This window comes from Streptomyces sp. CA-135486 (genome assembly GCF_050936555.1).
Lineage (GTDB): Bacteria > Actinomycetota > Actinomycetes > Streptomycetales > Streptomycetaceae > Streptomyces.
Genome location: NZ_JBNJMM010000001.1, coordinates 2974973 through 2995298 on the forward strand (window position 1 = coordinate 2974973; position 20326 = coordinate 2995298).

The 20326-nt window shown below is 69.7% G+C and carries 15 protein-coding genes; 11 read left to right on the top strand and 4 right to left on the bottom strand.

What is annotated here, in order from left to right:
• Positions 1 to 70: 70 nt before the first annotated feature.
• Positions 71 to 916 carry a spermidine synthase gene (locus ACQEVG_RS13485; protein ID WP_432981956.1) on the top strand — a complete coding sequence of 282 codons (846 nt, stop codon included), beginning with the start codon at positions 71 to 73 and terminating at the stop codon, positions 914 to 916.
• On the opposite strand, the gene ACQEVG_RS13490 is transcribed toward ACQEVG_RS13485, so the two are convergent.
• Together ACQEVG_RS13490 and ACQEVG_RS13495 are read right to left on the bottom strand one after the other, a co-directional pair.
• A complete protein-coding gene (locus tag ACQEVG_RS13490) occupies positions 878 to 2176 on the bottom strand; it encodes an MFS transporter (protein WP_432981959.1) in 1299 nt (432 codons plus the stop codon). The genes ACQEVG_RS13485 and ACQEVG_RS13490 overlap by 39 nt on opposite strands.
• A gap of 41 nt (positions 2177 to 2217) precedes the next feature.
• A complete protein-coding gene (locus tag ACQEVG_RS13495) occupies positions 2218 to 3228 on the bottom strand; it encodes a hypothetical protein (RefSeq protein ID WP_432981962.1) in 1011 nt (336 codons plus the stop codon).
• Positions 3229 to 3336: 108 nt separating this feature from the next.
• On the opposite strand from ACQEVG_RS13495, the gene ACQEVG_RS13500 reads away from it, so the two are divergent.
• From ACQEVG_RS13500 to ACQEVG_RS13510, 3 genes are all read left to right on the top strand, one after another.
• Positions 3337 to 3774 carry a DUF4442 domain-containing protein gene (locus tag ACQEVG_RS13500; protein WP_432985336.1) on the top strand — a complete coding sequence of 146 codons (438 nt, stop codon included), beginning with the start codon at positions 3337 to 3339 and terminating at the stop codon, positions 3772 to 3774.
• A 126-nt stretch (positions 3775 to 3900) separates the two neighbouring features.
• Complete coding sequence (locus tag ACQEVG_RS13505) at positions 3901 to 4560, top strand: DedA family protein (protein WP_432981965.1); 660 nt, start codon at positions 3901 to 3903, stop codon at positions 4558 to 4560.
• Positions 4561 to 4610: 50 nt separating this feature from the next.
• On the top strand, positions 4611 to 5144 hold the full coding sequence (locus ACQEVG_RS13510; protein WP_432981968.1) for a gamma carbonic anhydrase family protein: 534 nt from the start codon (positions 4611 to 4613) through the stop codon (positions 5142 to 5144).
• An 80-nt stretch (positions 5145 to 5224) separates the two neighbouring features.
• On the opposite strand, the gene ACQEVG_RS13515 is transcribed toward ACQEVG_RS13510, so the two are convergent.
• On the bottom strand, positions 5225 to 5722 hold the full coding sequence (locus ACQEVG_RS13515; RefSeq protein WP_432981971.1) for an ATP-binding protein: 498 nt from the start codon (positions 5720 to 5722) through the stop codon (positions 5225 to 5227).
• Between the two features lie 138 nt (positions 5723 to 5860).
• Here ACQEVG_RS13515 and ACQEVG_RS13520 point away from each other — a divergent pair, with 138 nt between their 5' ends.
• Together ACQEVG_RS13520 and ACQEVG_RS13525 are read left to right on the top strand one after the other, a co-directional pair.
• Complete coding sequence (locus ACQEVG_RS13520; protein ID WP_432981974.1) at positions 5861 to 8695, top strand: LuxR C-terminal-related transcriptional regulator; 2835 nt, start codon at positions 5861 to 5863, stop codon at positions 8693 to 8695.
• A 355-nt stretch (positions 8696 to 9050) separates the two neighbouring features.
• Entirely contained in the window at positions 9051 to 9797 is a 747-nt protein-coding gene (locus ACQEVG_RS13525) for an acyltransferase (RefSeq protein ID WP_432981977.1), read from the top strand.
• A 5-nt stretch (positions 9798 to 9802) separates the two neighbouring features.
• Here ACQEVG_RS13525 and ACQEVG_RS13530 read toward each other — a convergent pair whose 3' ends face one another.
• Complete coding sequence (locus tag ACQEVG_RS13530) at positions 9803 to 10669, bottom strand: EamA family transporter (RefSeq protein WP_432981980.1); 867 nt, start codon at positions 10667 to 10669, stop codon at positions 9803 to 9805.
• 93 nt (positions 10670 to 10762) lie between these two features.
• Between ACQEVG_RS13530 and ACQEVG_RS13535 the strand changes: the two genes are divergently transcribed.
• The 5 genes from ACQEVG_RS13535 (at position 10763) to fxsT (ending at position 20325) form a co-directional block, all read left to right on the top strand.
• A complete protein-coding gene (locus ACQEVG_RS13535; protein WP_432981983.1) occupies positions 10763 to 11335 on the top strand; it encodes a helix-turn-helix domain-containing protein in 573 nt (190 codons plus the stop codon).
• 88 nt (positions 11336 to 11423) lie between these two features.
• A complete protein-coding gene (locus tag ACQEVG_RS13540; protein WP_432981986.1) occupies positions 11424 to 11987 on the top strand; it encodes a YbaK/EbsC family protein in 564 nt (187 codons plus the stop codon).
• Between the two features lie 455 nt (positions 11988 to 12442).
• Entirely contained in the window at positions 12443 to 14869 is a 2427-nt protein-coding gene (locus ACQEVG_RS13545) for an FxsB family cyclophane-forming radical SAM/SPASM peptide maturase (protein WP_432981989.1), read from the top strand.
• Positions 14870 to 14971: 102 nt separating this feature from the next.
• Positions 14972 to 16354, top strand: a complete 1383-nt coding sequence (locus ACQEVG_RS13550; RefSeq protein ID WP_432985339.1) for a TIR-like protein FxsC — start codon at positions 14972 to 14974, stop codon at positions 16352 to 16354.
• Positions 16351 to 20325: an FxSxx-COOH system tetratricopeptide repeat protein gene (gene fxsT, locus ACQEVG_RS13555; RefSeq protein WP_432981992.1), complete on the top strand. Its 3975-nt coding sequence runs from the start codon at positions 16351 to 16353 to the stop codon at positions 20323 to 20325. Before ACQEVG_RS13550 ends, fxsT begins: the two co-directional genes overlap by 4 nt.
• The last annotated feature ends 1 nt before the right edge of the window (position 20326 follow it).

Sequence of the window (20326 nt, forward strand, 5' to 3'; positions counted from 1 at the left end):
GCCCGCGCGGGCCCGGCCCAGGCAGCCGTGCAGGCCGAGGCCGTCGCCGCGCTGTGGGCACAATGAGACGGTGAACGAGCAGATACCCGTCATCCGTGAGGTCGACGGCGGCATCGCCAAGCTGTTGCCCGACATCGACCGCGAGCGGGCCTGGCTGCTGACGGTGAACGGCGCGCCCCAGTCGTATGTGGACCTGGACGCGCCCACTCATCTCGAGTTCGAGTACGCGCAGCGCCTCGCCCATGTCGTGGACTGCGCCGCGGACGAGGGCGACCCGCTCGAGCTGCTGCACCTGGGCGGCGGGGCGCTGACCCTGCCCCGCTATGTGGCCGCGACCCGGCCGGGCTCGCGCCAGGATGTCGTGGAGGCCGACCGCGGGCTGCTGGCGCTGGTCGCCGAGCAGCTGCCGCTGCCCGCGGGATCAGGCATCGAGGTGCACGGAGCGGATGCCCGCGCCTGGGTGGAAGCGGCCTCCGCGGCCTCGGTGGACGTACTGATCGCCGATGTCTTCGGCGGCTCGCGGGTGCCCGCGCATCTCACCTCGGTCGAGTACGCACGCACGGCGGAACGCGTTCTGCGCCCCGACGGGATCTATGTCGCCAACCTCGCCGACGGTGCGCCCTTCGCGTTCCTCCGCTCCCAACTCGCCACGTTCGCCGCGGTGTTCGAGGAGCTTGCGCTGATCGCCGAACCGTCCGTACTGCGTGGTCGGCGTTTCGGCAACGCGCTGCTGGTCGCCTCGCACGTCCCCATCGACACCGCGGCCCTGGCCCGCCGCACCTCCTCCGACGCCTTCCCGGCGCGGGTGGAGCACGGCCGGGCGCTGGCGCGCCTCATCGGGGATGCGACGGCGGTCCAGGACACGGACGCCGTGGAGTCACCCGAGCCGCCCGACGGCACGTTCAGCATCGGCTGACGGCTTCGCGGCCGCGACCTGCTTGGTGCGGCGCGTCAGGTTCCGTACGTCCGGGACGTACAGCACGGCCGCGGTGACCACGATCACCAGGGCCGCGCACCCCCAGAGCGACTCGCGTCTCCCGAGCAGGCTCTCCGCCGGACCGGCGAGCGCGGTCGCCAGCGGCAGCATCGCCACCGAGCCGAACCAGTCGTACGCGGAGACCCGGGAGAGCATGTCCTGCGGGATCTCCTGATGCAGCGCCGTCATCCACGCAACGCCGAAAACCTCGATCGCCACACCGCTCAGCAGCATCACCGCCGCGAGCCCCGCCACCGGCAGTGGCACGGCGAGCGCCGCCGAGGGCGTGGCCAGCGGGAAGACGCACAGCGTCCCGGCGAGCAGCATCCGCCGCGGCTGCCAGCGCGTCATCAGCAGCGCCCCGCCGAGGGTGCCCACACCGAACGCGGCGAGCGCCATGCCCCAGGGGCCCGCGCCGCCCAGCTCGTCCCGGGCGACCAGCGGTCCGTACACGGACTCGGCCGCGCCGACCACCGCGACGACCACCGAGAACTGGGCGACGACGGCCCACAGCCACGGCCTGCTGCTGAACTCCTTCCAGCCGTCCCGCAGATCGGAGAGCAGTCCGCCGCCGGGCTCGCGCGCGCGGACGTGGCTGACGTCGAGGAAGGCGCGCAGCGCGCCCGCGACGGCGAAGGCCGCGGCGTCCACGGCCAGCACCCACCCGGGCCCGATCGCGGCGATCAGTGCGCCGCCGAGCGCGGCCCCGCCGATGGCCGCGCCATGCACGGCCATCCGGAAGAGCGCGAAGGCCCGGCTCGCCTGTTCACCACTGACGCTGGACATCAGCATGCCCTCGGCGGCCGGATTGAAGAACGCGTGGCCGGTGCCGCACAAGGCGGTCAGCAGCATCATCTGCCACAGCTGCGGATCACCGGCCAGGACGAGCACCGCGAAGGCCGCCTGCGAAAGGCAGTTGAGAGCGTTGGCGGCGACCATCACCCGGTGCCGGGGCAGCCGGTCGGCGACCGCCCCGCCGATCAGCAGGAACAGTACGAGGGGGAGGGTGCGGGCGGCCGCGACCAGACCCACGTCGCCGCCGTCCCCGCCCGACTGCAGAACCGCGAACGCCGCCGCGATCAGCGCACCGTGAGTGCCCAGGTTGGTGACTGTCGCAGCGGCGGTCAGCAGGGTGTAGTTGCGGCCTGCCCAGTCGGGTCGGCGCGCACGGCGGCGGAAGGCGGCGGCGGGAGTGGTCACCTGCGGACTATCCCCGCTGCCGCGCCACCGCGCCAAGCGGATTAACCCGCGGGCGTTCCCGCCAGTCGCACCGTGCTGAGGATCTGCTGGATGGTCGCGTTCGGGAGCTCGTCCTTGATGCCGGTGTTGGCGTAGAGGACCCAGCTCGCGAAGTCACCCTTGCCGTTCTTGAAGCTGAAAGCGATCGACTTGCCGTCGGTGCTGCACTTGTTCGTCTTCTTGGTGCCGAGGGCGGTCGCGGTCGCGACGCTGCCGCTGAGCCCGGACTTGGTGACGTACGGCTGCGCCTTGGTGACCTTGATCGTGCCCTTGGGCTCAGTCTGCGCATAGCCCGCCCAGACCCAGTTGCCGGCCTCGTTGTAGGCGGCCGTCGCAGTGTCCTTGGCGCCCTTGCCGCCCTTGGTGCCGGTGGTGCTCAGGCCCCAATCCTCCAGCTTGCCGTCCTGGTTGCTGTCGAACGTGCACCACTTGGACTTGTAGTGGGCCGGGGCCGACATGACGACGACCGCCGAGCCGTCGCCCTTCTTCTCGTCCTCGAAGGCGGTGATCACGCCCGAGCCGGCCACCTCCCAGTCGGGCGGGACGTCGAACTGCGTACCGTGCTTGGGGTTGGTGACGACCTTCCAGCCCGCGATGACCGGCTTGGCGTCGTCGCCGCCGCGCGGGTTCTCGGTCGGCGATGCGGGCGCCTGGCTCGACTTGTCCGGCGCCGGCGTCTTCGAGGCGCTGCCCTTGCTGCCCGCGTCCGAGGTGCCGCCCGTGTCGTCGTCCTTCAGCACGAAGACGCCGGTGACCACCGCGGCCGCGACGACCGCCGTTGCCGCGACGATCGCGACGATGGTCGTCTTCCTCTTGTCGTTCTGCGGCGGTTGGGGCCCACCGGGCGGCTGCCCGGGCACGGCGTACTGCGGCACAGTCGGCTGCTGGTACGGGTTGGGCTGCTGGTACCCCGGCTGCTGGTACGGGTTCGGCTGCTGGTACCCCGGCTGCTGGTACGGGTTCTGGTCCTGCGGGTTCTGCTCGCCCCCGGGCGGCTGCTGTCCTGGCCACATGGCGAGTAACGATAGAGGTGCCGTGTCACGGGTGCCACGTCCGCCCCTGCACGGGGGTGGCCAAGAGTGCTACTGGTGGGTAACATCTGGCCCATGAGCGCTGATCAGATGTCCGTCGGCGAGATGCTCGCCGCCACGGTCCCCATGGCCCGGACCCTCAAGCTGGAGTTCCTGGAGACCACCGCAGAGCGTGCTGTCCTGCGACTGCCGGACCAGCCCGACTTCCACAACCATGTCGGCGGGCCGCACGCCGGAGCAATGTTCACGCTCGCCGAGTCGGCGAGCGGCGCGATCGTCATCGCCGCATTCGCCGACCAGATGACGCGTGCCGTGCCGCTCGCCGTCAAGGCCGAAATCGGCTACAAGAAGCTGGCGATGGGCGAGGTCACGGCGACCGCCACCCTCGGCCGCCCGATCGCCGACGTGGTCGCCGAGCTGGACGCGGGCGAGCGGCCGGAATTCCCGGTCGAGATCGCCATCCAGCGCGCGGACGGCGCGGTGACCGGTGTGATGACGATCATCTGGACCCTGCGCCCCAACGCCTGAGATCCGCCGAGGTGGGCCACTCCTCAGGCGGGTGCCGCGGGTCACCAGGTAGGCTGCCCCGGCGCGCACCGACACGGTCACGCGCCGGGGCGGCCAGGCCCCGTGTGATCACGGGAGGATCCGGCATTGCACGTCCAGGAGTGGCTCGAGACCGTTCCCGCGGTCAGTATCTACCTCCTGGTGGGGGTGGTCATCGGCCTTGAGAGCCTCGGTATCCCGCTGCCGGGTGAGATCGTCCTCGTCAGCTCCGCCCTGCTCGCCTCGCAGCACGGCGAGGTCAATCCGTACATCCTCGGCGCATGCGCCTCGGCCGGCGCGATCATCGGCGACTCGATCGGGTACGCCATCGGGCGCAAGGGCGGACGGCCGCTGCTGGCCTGGCTCGGCGGGAAGTTCCCCAAGCACTTCGGTGAGGCACAGATCGCCATGGCCGAGCGCTCCTTCGAGAAGTGGGGCATGTGGGCCGTCTTCTTCGGCCGGTTCGTCGCCCTGCTGCGCATCTTCGCCGGGCCGCTCGCGGGCGTCCTGCGCATGCCGTACTGGAAGTTCCTCATCGCCAATGTCCTCGGCGGGATCCTCTGGGCGGGCGGCACCACCGCTGTCATCTACTCCGTCGGCGTCGTCGCCGAGGCGTGGCTCAAGCGGTTCTCCTGGCTGGGTCTCGTCCTCGCCGTGCTGATCGGGCTGACCTCGATGCTGGTGCTCAAGAGCCGTGCCAAGAAGGCGGGCGCGCAGGCGCAGGCCGCTCCGGTGGCCGAGCCGGAGACCGTGTCCGCCGCCGACTGAGCGGCCCCGCCCGTACGCCCCGACGCTGGACAGAGAAGAAGGACAAGGCGATGGCAGCAGAGGCACTGATCGCGTCAGTGGGTGGCAAGGAGCCGAGCATTTCGCCCGACGCCTTCACCGCTCCCACGTCCGTCGTGATCGGCGACGTCACCATGGCCGCGGGCGCCAGCGTCTGGTACCACACGGTGGTGCGTGCCGACTGCGGCCCGATCTTTCTCGGCGCCGAAACCAACATCCAGGACAACTGCACGGTGCATGTCGACCCGGGCTTCCCCGTCACCGTCGGTGAGCGTGTGTCGGTCGGTCACAATGCGGTGATCCACGGCTGCACCATCGAGGACGACGTACTGATCGGCATGGGTGCCACCGTCCTCAACGGCGCACACATCGGCGCGGGTTCGCTGGTCGCGGCGCAGGCCCTCGTGCCGCAGGGGATGCGTGTGCCGCCGGGCTCGCTGGTCGCGGGCGTACCCGCCAAGGTCAGGCGCGAGCTGACCGAGGAGGAGCGCGAGGGCATCAAGCTCAACGCGGCGATGTATCTGGTGCTGGCCAAGGGCCATCGCGAGGCTACCGAGACCGGCTGAGCCGGGTCCGCAGGCCGACCGGCCAGGGTTTTGACCAGGCAATGCCGCGAGTTGCCTGCATAGCCCCCGGGCATCCGCCTTCAGTGCGTCGGGCGCGCCCCCGTGCCCCGCGCGCCTCCCGTGCGCTGAGACATCACGATCTCCGCCGCCACCACACTGCCCGCCTCCTGGCGGAGCGTCGTGATCCGGGTCGCGTAGGCGTCGACGATCGAGAGGCCATGGCCGCAGTCGGCATGGGCGTCCAGCGGTTCCTGCCGCCGCACCGGGCGGTGCTTCCACCGACCGCCGTCCCTGACCTCCGTCGTCAGGGTGTTACCCGTGACCTTTATGGCCACGGCCACCCACGGGCTGCCGCTGTGCAGCACCACGTTGCTGACCAGCTCGGTGACTATCACGGCGAGCGCGTCGTGGCAGTCCTTCTCCAGGCGCCACCGACGTGCCACAGCACGGGCGAAGTGTCTCAGCGTGCGCGCGGCTTCCGGCGTCGCCGACATCGCACACTGGGCCAGACCCGAGATTCCGCCATGCGGCACGCGGCCGGACAACGGACTGTGGGATGACTCCTCTGATGCGATCACGACGGCTCCTTATTGCTCAGGTGGGCGCCCGAGCCCTGCTCTACGCTCGGGGTCACGCCTTGTCGGCGCAATTGGGGAGACTGAAGTACGGATACCTAAAGAAATGAAATGCCCGGAAATGTCGAGGAGGGTGAGGCGGTGAGTACGCTCAGTGACCAAGCCTGGGAGCGCTGGCTGAAACAGACGCTCGCTCATCCCACGCGCGAGCCGGCGCTGCTGCTGATCGAGGGTCCGGCCGGAACCGGCAAGAGCCGGCTCGTCGACCGGCTGATCGAGGCTGCGGAGACCGGTCCCAGGCCGCGCATCGTGCTGACCTTCACCGCCTCAGGCGTCGCACTGGCGCACCACCCGGTCCACGCTGCCCGCAGTGAGACGGCCCGTACCGACGCGGGCAACGGCCGCACCGCCGGGCGCGTACGCAGCGAGCCGCCCCCGCTGCCCCCGCGCGTCCACCCGGACACCGTCGGCCTGGCCGAGGATCTCGATGCCCTGCTGGACTCCGGTGGCCCGGTGCTGCTGATCGCCGAAGACGTCCACCGCGCCGGACCGGGCAGCCAGGAGCTGCTGCGGGGTCTCCTCGAGCGCCCGCCCGCCGGGCTTGCCGCCGTGCTTTCCTACCGCCCCGAGGAGCTGGCCCAGCCCGGTCTTGTGCTGGGCCGCGCCATAACCTATCCGGCCCGGCTCTCCCTGCTGCGCATACGACTCGAAGCGCTGGACGCAGAGCAGGTCCGGCAGCTGATCGAGGAACAGCTCGGCGCCGAGTCCTGCCCACCGGATCTTGTCGCCCGTATCCATGAACGCTCCGCCGGAGTGCCACAGGTCGTCGTCGACCTGGTGCGCCAGCTGGAGGACGTGTGCGGCCCCAAGGAGCGGTACACCGCAAGGGACGTCGACGCCACGGGGACCCCCGTACGACTGGCCGAGCTGGTACTCGGCCGCCTTGCCGCTCTGCCGCAGGAGCACCGGGCCGTCGTCCACGCGGCGGCGGTGCTCGACGAGCCGAGCACCGCCGAAGATCTGTACGCGGTGGCCGCGCTGCCCGCCGAGACCGGCCGCGAGGCCCTCGTCGCCGCGCTGCGCGGAGCCGTACTGCAGGAGACCGGCCGGGATGTGTACGCCTTCCCCTCGCCGCTCGCGGGCACCGCCGTGTACCAGGAGCTGCCCGGACCGCTCCGTCAGGACATGCACCGCCGCGCGGCCGCCGTCCTCGCGCACCGGCAGCCGGTGCCCTGGGCGCGGCTTGCCGCACACCGGCACCGCGGCGGCCGGTTCCGCGCCTGGCTGAAGGCCGTCGAGCGGGCCGCACTGCAGTGCACCGAAGCCGGCGAGCACCAGACGGCGATGGACCTGCTGGAACAGGCTCTGTCCCACCCCGCCGTCCCGCGCGAGGTGCGCGCCCGCCTCGCGCCGCTGCTGGCCCACAGCGCGGTGCTGGGGCTGCACACCGACCAGACCGTGCAAGTGCTGCGGCAAATCCTTGACGATCAGTCGCTGCCTCCTGCCGTACGCGGTCAGATCCGGCTCGACCTCGGGCTCGTCCTGTACAACCAGGCGGGCAAGGGACTGCAGGGCTGGGTGGAGCTCGAGCAGGCCGTCGACGAGCTGGCCGAACGGCCCGCTCTGGCCGCGCGTGCGATGTCGGCACTCGCCATGCCCGTGATGTCCGCGGTTCCGCTGGAACGCAATCTGCACTGGCTGGAGAGGGTCAAGGAGGTGGCGGCCCGCAGCGACGACGCCGAGGTGCGCACGGCTGTCGCGGGCAATTGCGTCGCCGTCATGCTGGAGATCGGGGACCCGTCGGCATGGGACGTCCTCGACCGGCTGCGTACCGACACCGACCAGACCGACTGGCTGCCGCACGTGGCCCGGGGCCTTGTGAACGGGGCGGACGCCGCCCTGTGGCTGGGACATCTGCAGCGCGTCGCGGAACTGCTGGAGGAAGGGCTCGATCTGGCGACCCGCAGCGGAGCCTCCTATGTCGAACAGGACGGGCGGGGCAGCGTCCTGCTGCTCGACTGGATCACCGGCCGGTGGGCCGGTCTGTCCGGCCGGGCACGGGCCTTCGTCGCCGAGACCGGCATCATGCCCGGGCCCGCCGCCGACGCCAGGATCGTGCTCGGCAACCTCGCCCTGGCCCAGGGCGAATGGCAGCAGATGGCGGCCTGGCTGTCGGGCGACGGGCATCCGCTGCCCGTCGGCTCCCCGCTGCCGCACGTGGCCGCGGCCGCCGGAGCGCTGGTCCGTACCGCTCTGGCCCGAGGAGACTTCGACGCAGCGGCCTCCGAGGCGGCGGACGCCTGGGACAGGTTGCGCGACAAGGGTGTCTGGGTGTGGGCGGCGGAACTCGCGCCCTGGGCAGTCGAGGCCACCGCGCGCGCGGGCCGCCGCCGGACGGCGGAGGAGATGATCACCGAGTTCCAGAGCGGGCTGATGGGAGATGTGGCGCCGGCGGCCACGGCCGCACTCCACTGGTGTCGTGGCGTCCTGCTGGAGACGGGGGACGAACCGGCCAAGGCCGTGCCGCACTTCCGCGAGGCGGCCGCCGCGTATGCCGAGATGCCCCGGCCGTACGCCGCCATCCTCACCACCGAGGCGGCCGCCCGGTGTGTGCTGGAGTCCGGGGAGGACGGCGAGGCCGCGGCCGGGGCCGTGGAGGAACTCGCCAACTGCGTCCAGCAGCTCAGCGACCTGGGCGCGGGGTGGGACGCCGCACGCGTACGGGCGACACTCCGTGCCCACCAGCCCGCGGCCGAACAGCGCCCCCGCGGCCGCCCCAGCTACGGTGACCAGCTCTCCCCGCGCGAGCAGGAGGTCATCGACCTGGCATCGGCGGGACTCACCAACCGGGAGATCGCGGCCACCCTGCACCTGTCCCCGCGCACCGTGGAACAGCATGTCTCCCGGGCCAGGCGCAAGCTCGAAGCGCAGTCCCGGCAGTCCCACAACCGGACCCGGACAAACCGTCCCACGTGAATTTTTTACGTATCCGTAGATCCTCTGCACGGATAGGCGTGTCTCGGTATGTGGTCATAGCTTCCAGGGACCGAAAGCGGAACGCACCGTTGCCGTATCCCGCCACGGCAGCCCGAGTGCCCGCGTCGGTGCTGTGCCCGGGGAGCCGGAGGGCCGGGCGAGTGTCGCGCCACACCCCCACCTCTGTGGCTGCCGCTCGCTGAGGCGCGAGGAGTCCGGCCCCCGGGGGCAGCAACTCTGGGGGGCCCACTCCCCGTTCAGAGCCTGGCCGACGGCCGGTGGTCGGAGCGGCGTGGGGTGAACATCACAGGCCGCCTGAGCGATCGGGCCAGGTCGGGCCGACTACCGTGTGCGGGTGCCGAAGAACAGAAACACGTTCTCATTGCTCGCCGGCTGGCGGCGACGAGTCCTCGCGCGCGCGGTTCACCGAGGCTGGCGCTGGGTGCAGGAGGCGGGCGCCGTCACCGCCGAGCACCCCGGACGGTTGCGCTTCCGCAGCCTCGGCTCCGGCACCCGGCTCGCCTTTCCGCAGGGCACGGTCTTCGGCGAGGCATGGATCGAGCTCGGCGAGCACTGCATCATCGCCGAGCAGGTCACGCTCACTGCCGGAATGATGCCGGGCCTGGACCTGGGGGCCGAGCCCATTCTGACGCTGGGCAACGGTGTCGTCCTCGGCCGCGGCAGCCATGTCATCGCCGACACCAGGGTGACCATCGGCTCGGACACGTACTGCGGTCCGTATGTCTACATCACCTCCACCAACCACAGCTACGACGATCCGCACGAGCCGGTCGGCAAGCAGTGGCCGCGCACGGAGCCGGTGGAGATCGGCCCCGGCTGCTGGCTGGGCACAGGCGCGGTGATCCTGCCCGGCGCGCGACTGGGCCGCAATGTGGTGGTCGCCGCGGGCGCTGTCGTACGGGGAGAGGTCCCCGACCACTCGGTGGTGGCCGGCGCCCCCGCGCGCGTCGTACGGAGCTGGGATCCGCTCCGCGGCTGGCAGCCTCCGCTGCGTACGCCGGCCCCCGTGCCGATTCCCGAGGGCGTCACGCCCGAACAGCTGCTGGCGCTGGCGGAGTTGGACCCGGACGCGGCCTCCTAGGGCCCCTAGCCGCTGGCGAGGAGCACTGTGCCCACGAGGGCGAGCCCCGCGCCCGTCGCCTGGACCAGGCGCAGCCGCTCCTTGAGGAGCACGAGCGCGGCAAGCACCGTCACCACCGGGTAGAGGTTGGCGAGTACGGCGGCGACGGTGACCGGACCGTGCTGTGCGGCGATCGAGTATGTGCCGTTGGCCGCGACATCCGCGAGGCCGACGAAGGCGAGCGCCGGGAGCGAGGAGCGGATGACCCGCATCCCGCCGTCCTCGGGCAGCGCCCGCGCGCCGCGCCGCACCGAGACGTACAGCGCTGCGCCGCCGACCGCCACATTGGTGACGCGCTGCACGAAGAGCGCGAGGAAGAGCCCGGTGATGGTCGTCGAGGCCTCCGCGATCAGGGTCATGACCGCGCCGAAGCCGAAGGCGGCGAGGAGGGTCAGGAGGATCGCCTGTCGCTGCACGGGCGCGCCCCGCAGCTCGGGCCCGCCCGCGAGAACGATGCCGGCGACGGCCACCGCGATGCCCGCGAACTGGAGCAGCCCGGGCCGCTCGCCGATGAGCAGGCCGACGCCGATGGGCACGGCGACGCCCAGTGAGCCCAGCGGTGAGACGACACCCATGGGGCCGAGGGCGAGCGCCTTGTAGAAGGAGAGCATTGCCACCGGGCCGACGACGCCCGCCGCGACGGCGTACCAGAGCTGGGGTCCTGCTTCCTGCCGGCTGCCGGTGGCCACGACGATCGAGCCGAGGACGACCACCGCGATCGACTGCGAGGCGACGACGACCGTGAGGGCCGGCATGCGTCGCGTCAGCAGTCCGCCGCCGAAGTCGGCCAGCCCCCACAGGAAGCTGGTGGCCAGGGCGAACAGTGCGGTCATGGCGGGCCTCGCAGTACAGTGCAGTGAACGTTTGAGTGCACCACACCGTAGTGCACTGTATTGGACTCTGTCATCCAGAATATTGGACGGAACGTGTCGGACCTCGATCAGCTCACGCAGTCGCTCGCCCGCAATCTCAAGCGCTGGCGCGGCGAACGGGGGCTCACGCTCGACGCTCTCGCCGCCCGCTCCGGGGTCAGCCGCGGCATGATCATCCAGATCGAGCAGGCGCGTACGAATCCGAGCGTCGGGATCACGGTGAAGCTCGCCGACGCCCTCGGCGTCAGCATCACCACGCTCCTCGACTACGAGCAGGGTCCACAGGTCCGTGTCGTACCCCCCGAGCAGGCCGTACGTATGTGGTCCACCTCGACCGGCAGCTTCACCACGCTGCTGGTCGGCACCGAGCGCCGCGGGCCCCTCGAACTGTGGTCGTGGCGGCTGATGCCCGGCGACCGGAGCGAGTCCGACCCGCACCCCGACGGCACGATCGAGCTCCTTCATGTCACCACGGGCGAGCTCACCCTCGTCGTCGACGGTGAGTCGCACGCCCTGTCGGCCGGGACCTCGGCGACCTTCGAGGCGAATGTCGCGCACGCCTATCGCAACGACGGCGAGGAGACGGTCGAGATGACGATGGCGGTCTCCATCCCGCCCGTACGCTGATCCCGCCCGCGCGCTGATCCTCCGTGCCGCCGCCCGTACGCCGAGACAGTCAACCGTCCATTGCCACGGCGCTGTTAGCGTGACACGCATGCGCGCACCCATCGGACGCTTCACGGATGCCCGGCCTGCGGCCGACTGCCTCGACCTGCTCGTGCGACCGGTCGCCGACGCCGTGCGCGCCTGGAGCGGCGACATCCCTGTCGGGCAGCTGATCCACGTCGACACCGATCCGGAGATCGCGGACACCGCGGTCTTCGTGGAGCACTACGGGCTGGAACTGCTCGAGCAGTCGGCGAACTGCGTCGTCGTGGCGGGCAAGCGGGGCGGCGAGTCCACGCTCGCCGCATGCCTCGTGCTGTCCAGCACACGCGTCGACGTCAATGGCGTCGTCCGTAAGCAACTGGCCGCGCGCAAGGCCTCGTTCGCGTCGATGGACACCGCGACCGGTGAGACCGGCATGGAGTACGGCGGCATCACACCCATCGGGCTGCCCGCCGACTGGCCGCTGTTGATCGACTCGCGGGTGGTCGACACGGAGTGGGTGCTGATCGGGAGCGGGCGACGGCGGGGGAAGCTCATCGTGCCCGGCAAGGCCTTCGCGGGGCTGCCGGGCGCCGTCGTCCTGGAAGGACTTGGAATTTCGGCGGCTTGACCGCACCTTGAATGTGGCGCGGACACGCGGCGGCAAAATAGGGTATGTGTCACCCGGATGGCCTCTCGAAAGTATGGCCTGACTGGGTACTCCCAGAACTTTTGCGGCAGTTTTCCCGTTGACGCGGGGGAGGCGTATGTCGTGACGAAATGTCCGAATCGCTGGATTCGTTCATCATAGGGAGAGTCGTGGCTGCAGCTCCGCTGCCATGAGTCGTCCGTACAACCGAAAGGCGCTCAATGGACACTGCTCTTGTCTCCGCTGTCGGCAGGCCTGGGCCGGCACCCCGTGGTCAGGCTACCCGTAGGGTGCCATTGGCCAAACGGCCTGCCGCTCAGGCTGGTGGGGACCTGCCCGCGTCGGTCAGTCGTCTGCTGTCGACCAGTGATCGGCCGAGTCCGTTGGTTGTTGCTGCCTTTCAGTCGTCGGTCTGAGTGACCGGACAGACCTCGGCCATGGACCGGCCACTGCCATCACTGAGTCAGTTTGTGCTGAAGGTGCACAGTCGCTGCGATCTCGCGTGCGATCACTGTTACATCTATGAGCACGCGGATTCGAGCTGGCGTGGCCGGCCCAGGGCAATGTCGGAAAAGATCATGGAAAAGACGGCGGACCGTATTGCCGAGCACGCCAAGAATCATGGTCTTTCCATGGTCCACGTCGTATTGCATGGCGGAGAACCATTGCTGGCGGGGCCGATTCGACTCCGAAAAGCCGCGGCGGAGCTGAACCGCGCGTTAACCGGCGTGTGCGCGTTGGATCTTCGCATCCACACCAATGGCGTCCTGCTCGACGAACGCTTCTGTGATCTCTTTGCCGAGCTGGACATCAAAGTCGGTGTCTCGCTCGACGGTGACAAGGCGGCGAACGACCGTCATCGCCGCTACGCCGACGGAAGGAGCAGCCACCCGCAGGTGCTGCGGGCGGTGGAGCTGCTCAACCGGCCCCAGTACCGGCCGTTGTTCGCGGGACTGCTGTGCACCATCGACGTCGAGAACGATCCCATCGCGGTGTACGACGCACTGCTCGCTCTTGATCCTCCACGCATCGATTTTCTGCTGCCCCATGCGACCTGGGACGTGCCGCCGCCCCGGCCCGCCGGATCGGCCACGCCCTATGCGGACTGGCTCGATGTCATCTACCGCCGCTGGAACGGTACGGGACGGCCGGTCCCGGTACGTACCTTCGACTCCGTACTGCGCACACTGCACGGCCGGAGCAGCCTGACCGAGTCGATGGGGCTGGCGCCCGCCGATCTCGTGGTGATCGAGACCGACGGCTCGTTCGAGCAGGCCGATTCACTCAAAACCGCCTACGACGGCGCACCGGTCACCGGCATGGATGTCATCTCGAACTCCCTGGACGAAGTGCTCGAGCACCCCGGAATGCTCGCCCGCCGGGGGGGAGTCGAGGAGCTGAGCGAACAGTGCCGAAGCTGCCCGGTGGTCACCTCCTGCGGCGGCGGCCTCTATGCCCACCGCTACCGGACCGGCAGCGGCTTCGACAACCCTTCCGTGTTCTGCCAGGACCTGATGGAACTGATCACGAATATCCGAGACAGCGAAACGTCCGCAGCCCCCCGGTCCGCAGCCCCCCGGCCCGTGGCCTCGGTTCCGCCGGAGGAACTGGCTGAACTCGACGAGCTGGCAGCGGGGTTCGGCAGCGCGGAAACCGTGACGCGGATGGCGGCGGCCCAGCTCGAACTCAACCGTGACCTGCTTCGCGCGGTGAGTGATCGTGTTGCGCGGGACGACAGCATTGCGGCCGCGGCCTGGGAGCTGCTGAGCGAGCTGGACGGGGAGCACCCCGAAGCACTGGACGCGGTGGTGGGCCATCCCTATACGCGGCCCTGGGCGCTGCGCATCCTGGAGGGCCGCGCACCGGCGAGCATCACCCCGGGGCTCGCGGAACTCGCCGCCGCCGGCGCGTTGCGGGCGCGGAAGGCGGGCACCGTCGTCGTTCCGGTGCGTGACGGACGGCTGAGGCTGCCCGGCCTGGGCGCCGTAGCCCTCTCCGCCGACGCCGACCACGCCGAAGTGACCGCGGACGCCGATGACTTCACCGTACGGGCCGCGGGCCGGGTGCTGCGGATCGGCTGGGACGAAGGGATGGACGGGCTCACCTCGCACTGGCAGCCGGTACGCGTCGTGGAACTGCCCGACTGGGCCGTGGCGTTGGAGGACACCGACCCGCTGCGCGACTGCCATCAGTGGCCGGTCGCCGGGCGACTGTCCGACGGGGAGGCCAAGGGGTGGGCACAGGACCTGACAGCGGCCTGGTCGCTGATCGGACGTCAACTGCCGGTCTACGCCCCCGGCTTGACCGCCGGTCTGCGGGTCATCACGCCGCTGCACGCTCCGGACGACGGCGAGGTCAGTGCCGCGTCGAAGGAGGCCTTCGGGGCGATCGGCGCGGCGAGGCCCGACTCGCCCGATCAGCTGGCGCTGCTGATCGTCCATGAGTTCCAGCATGTGAAGCTGGGGGCGGTCCTGGACAGGTACGACCTCTACGACCCCGCGGACAGCCGGACGTTCTACGCGCCCTGGCGCAAGGATCCGCGACCGCTGGCCGGTCTGATCCAGGGCACGTACGCGCATATCGCGGTGACGGACTTCTGGCGGGTGCGGCGGCTGGACGCGGAGGGGGAAGCGGCGCGGACGGCGGAGGCGCAGTTCGCGCGCTGGCGTCAGCAGACCACCGAGGCGATCGAGGTGCTGGCCGGGTCCGGCGCGCTGACGGACCTGGGCGAACGGTTCGTGGCGGGGATGGCGAGCACGGCGCACGGATGGTCGGCGGAGCCCGTCTCGTCTGCGGCGTTGTCCGAGGCCACGGGCGCGGCCGCACAGCATCGCGCCGACTGGCAGGCCCGGAATTCGATCTAGCTCAATTATCAGGCGTGTTCGCGCTGTTCCGCCGAGTAATCGACGTTTCCTACACTGAGGCTCCATCCAACTGAACCGGGGGAGACGTTGGTGCTTGGATCCATGGAGGCGGGGGGAGATGGGCCAGAACCATACTTTTTCCTCAGCTATGCGCATACGCCCAAGAATCATCCCAAGGACAAAGACCCGAACATCTGGGTGGAGAGGTTCTACCGCGATCTGTGCGCCCATGTGCTGCAGCTGACCTCCCTGCCGGCCGGAGTGCCGGCCGGATTCATGGATCAGCAGATGCAGCCCGGGGACGGCTGGCAGGAACGGCTCTCCGAGGCGCTGGCGCGCTGCAGGGTCTTTGTGCCGCTCTACTCGCCGCGCTATTTCCTGAGTGAGCAGTGCGGCCGGGAATGGTTTGTCTTCTCCACCCGAGCGGTGCACCACCAGGCGCGCGGCAACGGCAGCACGGTGAGCGGGATAGTCCCCGCGCTCTGGGTGCCGGTGCCCGCGAAGCAGCTGCCGCAGCCTGCCGAGCGGCTGCAGTTCAACCACGCCACCTTCGGCGACGACTACGCCGACGAGGGGTTCTACGGGCTGATCAAGCTCAGATATCTGCGGGACCAGTACGAGCGCGCGGTCTATCTGCTGGCGAAGCGGATAGTCAGCGTGGCGGAGCAGACCCGCATCGCGGAAGGCGACCCGCACCAGGACTACGGCGCGATGCCCAGCGCGTTCGGGCCGCCCGGCCCCGCGCGGGAGATCGATGTCTCCGTACTCGCCTGTTCCCAGTCCGATTTACCGCAGGGCCGTGGCGCCGACTGCTACGGCCCACGCCCGCGCGACTGGAATCCGTACCACCCGAAATCGTCCAGGCCGCTCGCCGACCACGCCGTCGACCTCGTCCGGAACCTTGACTACCGGGTGCGCGTCGGGGAGTTCGAGGCCGATGCCGAGCGCCTGCTGGCTTCCGGCTCGCCCAAGGCACCGGGACTGCTGCTGCTCGACCGCTGGGCGCTCGAAGCCCCGCACCGCAGAGAGCTGCTACGTCGGCTCTGTGCCGAGAGCCGGCCGTGGATCAGCGTCATGATCCCCTGGAACCGCGAGGACCCCGAATCCCAGCTGCGGGAGGACGAGTTGCGCACGGCCGTCGATGAGTCACTGGCCCCGAGGGCGGAGGAGAGCGGCGGCCATCGGTCGCCGTGCGGCGGTCTCCCCACACTGGAGGTCTTCAGCCAGGAACTGCCGGGCGCGGTCAAGGCCGCAGAGAAGCACTATGCGGCCCATGCGCGCACCTATCCGCCGGAGGGGCCCAGCGCTTCGATTCCGCGAGTGCTTCCGTCGGGGATCGGCTATGGCGCAGGCGTCCCGGCCTCCGGAGTTCCAGCCTCAGGAGGCCCGGCCTCCGGCATTCCCGCCTCCGGAGACCCAGCATCCACCACCCGTGACGCGGACCAGACAAAGGGCAACGCCGACAAGGGGGAGGGCTCGTTGTGACAGATAATCGCGAAGGGACCATTGTCACCTTTTATTCATACAAGGGCGGCACGGGTCGCACCATGGCGCTGGCCAATGTCGCCTGGATTCTGGCGGCCAACGGCCACCGGGTGCTGGCCGTCGACTGGGATCTCGAAGCACCCGGACTGCACCGCTTCTTCCATCCGTTCCTCGACCTTTCCGATCTGGAGGCCACCCCGGGGCTGATCAACCTGATCACCGAATACCAGGAGGAGGCCCGGCGCGCCGCGGTACGCGAACCGGACTGGCACCGCGACTACGCCCGCGTCAGGCCGCATGCCACCTCGCTCAACTGGGCCTTTCCGCACGGCGGCAGCCTTGACTTCCTCTCCGCCGGCCGACGCAACCGCGACTATTCGTCGACCGTCGGAAGGATGGACTGGGACGACTTCTACGAGCGTTTCGGCGGCGGGCAGTTCTTCGACGCGATGCGCGGCGACATGCGACGGCACTACGACTACACCTTGATCGACAGCAGGACCGGACTCAGTGACATCGCCGATATCTGCACGGTCCAGATGCCGCAGGTCCTGGTGGTCTGCTTCACGCTCAGCGACCAGAGCATCGACGGTGCCTCGGCCGTGGCACGCGACATCGAGGAGCGGTTCCGCGACAAGCGCATCCGCATCCTGCCCGTGCCGATGCGGATCGACGACGGCGAGAAGGAGAAGGCCGACGCCGGACGTGCGCTGGCGCGCGAACGCTTCCCCGGACTTCCTGCCGGTCTGAGCGGGGAGGAACTGACCAACTACTGGGGGTCGGTGGAGATTCCGTACCGCCCGTTCTACGCCTATGAGGAGATCCTGGCGACCTTCGGAGACGCGCCGAACATCTCGAGTTCGATGCTCACCGCCTGCGAACGGCTCACCTCCGTGCTCACCGACGGCCAGGTGAGCACACTGCCGCCGATCGACGAGGCGGAACGGCTCACGCATGTGATGGCCTATACCCGGCGACGGCCGGCTCCGCCGTCGAATGTGGTGCTGACCTATGTGGCAGAGGATCAGATGTGGGCCGACTGGCTGGAGTCGGTGCTCACCCGCGCCGGCTTCCAGGTGCTTCCGGTCGACGTCCGTACGGCCCAACTCACCAGGATCGAAACGGAACTCGCCGCGGGCGGGGCCTACCGGGTGGTCCCCGTCGTCTCGCAGGCATTCCTCAGTTCCCGCAGGGCCGGGAACCTGTGGGAGTCGTTCATGAGCCTCGACCCCTCCGGCACCCGGCGCCAGCTGGTCCCGGTGCGCGTCGGCGACGTACGGCTGAGCCTGCCCATCTCCAGCCGCGGTATTGTCGACCTGGTGCGCCTCGACGAGGCCGACGCCGCGGCCGCGCTGCTGTCCGCGCTGGACCGTGGGGAGTCGGCCGCCTCCCCGGTGGCTGCGACCGGTGGGGCGCGTTACCCCGGTGCCGTTCCCAAGGTCTGGAACGTACGGCCCCGCCATGCCTGGTTCACCGGCCGCACCTCCGTACTCGACCGGCTGCGGGACCAGTTGCGCGGCGACACCCACTCCGCCCAGCGCTTCCCCCAGGTGCTGTACGGACTCGGCGGCGTCGGCAAGACGCAGGTGGCCCGGGAGTACGCGCACCGGTTCCGGTCCGACTACGACCTGGTCTGGTGGGTGGAGGCGGAACAGCCCGACCAGGTGGTGTCGTCCCTGGCGGATCTGGCGGCCGAGCTGGATCTGCGCGCCGGTGATGTGTTCGCCGAGGCGGCCCAGGCGGCGATGCAGGCGTTGCGGCGCGGTGTTCCGTACTCGCGATGGTTATTGATCTTCGACAATGTGGATGATCTTGATCAGGCGCTGAATCTGCTGCCCGACGACACCGCTCCCATCCCCAACGATGTGTACGGCCACGTTCTCGCCACCTGCCGCAACAAGCCGGTGTCGACCCGGCTGGAGGCGATGGAGGTGGAGGTCTTCACCCGCCCGGAGAGTGTGGAGCATCTGCGTCGCCGGGTGTCGAAGCTGCCTGCCCGGGACGCCGACCTGGTGGCCGAGGCCGTGGGTGACCTCCCGCTCGCGGTGGAGGTGGCGGGCGCCTGGCTCGCGGAGACGGCCACACCCGTGGACTCGTATGTGGAGCAGCTGAAGGAGCAGAGCACCAAGGTTCTCTCGCTGGGCACGCCCGAGGACTACTCGCAGCAGATCGGCGCGACCTGGAAGATCTCCATCAATCGGCTGCGCGAGGAGTCGAGGGCCGCGGTACGGCTGCTTGAAATGTGCTCGTTCTTCTCCGCCGAGCCGATTTCGATGCGTCTGATCGGCAGCGACTCCATGTTCCAGTCGCTCCTTCCCTACGACCCCGACCTGCGGGAACGGTACATGCTGGGCAAGGTCATCCAGACGCTGAACAGATTCGCCCTGGCCAAGGTGGACCCGGCGGACAGCAGCATCCAGGTCCACCGGCTCGTTCAGGCCGCGGTACGGGCCGAACTCTCCCCGGACGAGCGGGAGAAGGCCATGCACGAGGTGCACCGCATTCTCGCGGAGGCCAGGCCCGCGGAAGGAGTGGACAGCGACAACCCGGTCAACGACCCCAAGAGCTGGCCGAGTTTCGAGCTGATCTGGCCCCACTTGGGCGCGTCCGGCATCGCGGACTGCGACGAGGAGAACGTACGACAGTTGATGGTGGACCGCGTCCGCTATCTGCTCAAGCGCGGTGAACTGGAGAGCGCACGAGTCCTGGGCTCGCAGCTGAACCAGACCTGGACCCGTGACCTGGGAGAGAACGATCTCCAGACCCTGAACATCCGCTTCGAGCTGGCCAACGCGCTGCGCGCACAGGGCAAGTACCAAGAGGCCCGCGAGATGGACGAGGACACCCTCGAACGGCAGATCCAGGTGCTCCACGAGGACCATCCGAACGACGACCACCCCAGCATTCTGATCACCACGGGCAGCCTCGCCGCCGACCTGCGCGCCCTGGGGAGGTTCGACGAGGCGCTCGAACGCGACCTGCGGATCTACCACGGACTGCGGCAGATCTTCGGCGAGAATCATCCGCGTACGCTCATCGCCGCCAACAACCTGGCGATCGACTACCGGTTGACCGGCGACAGCGAGCGAGCGCGCCGACTGGACGAGGAAACGGTGGAGCGCCGCAGCGCCCTGCTCGGGGAGGATCACCCGTTCACCCTGACCACCAAGGGACACCTCGCCCGTGACCTCAGGGAGACCGGCGAGTACCGGTCCTCGGTGCAGGTCCTGCGCGAGGTGGTGGCCGCATTCGAGCGGGTGCTGAACGCGGATGTGCCCGAGGTGCTGCGTACGGCCAAGAGTCTCGCGGTCTCCCTGCGCAAGGCGGGCCACCCGCACGAGGCGAAACGCATCACGGAGGAGACGTACAACCGCTACCGGGAGCGATACGGAACGAAGGTGCCCGACGCCCTGGCATGCGGCCTCAATCTGGCCGCCGACTACTCGGCGGTCGGCGACAAACAGGCGGCCCTGGACCTCGCCTGCCAGATCCTTCAGGGGTACCGGGACACGCTGGGCGAGGACCACCCCTTCACCCTGGCCTGCCGGAACAACGTGACCATCTATCAGCGTGGCCTGGGCGACGCGGCGCAGGCGGCGGAGGCGGGCGAAGGAGTCCGCACGGCGCTGGAACGGACACTCGGGCCGCGCCATCCCTTCACTCTGTGCACCGCGATCAACCTCGCCAACGCCTATGGCGACCTGGGGCAGCAGGACCGCGCGGAGATGTGGGAACGGACCGCTCTCGAAGGCCTGTTGCAGCGCTACGGGCCGGCTCATCCGGACGTGCTGGCGTGCCGGTCCAATCTCGCGATCACACTGCGTGCGGCAGGCCGGGAGGAGGACGGGAAGCGGTTGCGCGCCGAGATTCTGGAGTCGGCCGCCAAACAGCTGGGCGTCGAGCATCCGATCACGGAGGCGGCCCGGGCATGGCGGCGCATCAACCGGGACCTCGAACCGCAACCGGTCTGAC

Excerpts from the sequence above, each read along its gene's own strand:
- ACQEVG_RS13540 (WP_432981986.1), top strand. The coding sequence starts at position 11,424 with ATGCGCGCACCCATCGGACGCTTCACGGATGCCCGGCCTGCGGCCGAC.
- ACQEVG_RS13545 (WP_432981989.1), top strand. The coding sequence starts at position 12,443 with ATGGACCGGCCACTGCCATCACTGAGTCAGTTTGTGCTGAAGGTGCAC.
- ACQEVG_RS13530 (WP_432981980.1), bottom strand. The coding sequence starts at position 10,669 with ATGACCGCACTGTTCGCCCTGGCCACCAGCTTCCTGTGGGGGCTGGCC.
- ACQEVG_RS13510 (WP_432981968.1), top strand. The coding sequence starts at position 4,611 with ATGGCAGCAGAGGCACTGATCGCGTCAGTGGGTGGCAAGGAGCCGAGC.
- ACQEVG_RS13500 (WP_432985336.1), top strand. The coding sequence starts at position 3,337 with ATGTCCGTCGGCGAGATGCTCGCCGCCACGGTCCCCATGGCCCGGACC.
- ACQEVG_RS13495 (WP_432981962.1), bottom strand. The coding sequence starts at position 3,228 with ATGTGGCCAGGACAGCAGCCGCCCGGGGGCGAGCAGAACCCGCAGGAC.
- ACQEVG_RS13550 (WP_432985339.1), top strand. The coding sequence starts at position 14,972 with ATGGAGGCGGGGGGAGATGGGCCAGAACCATACTTTTTCCTCAGCTAT.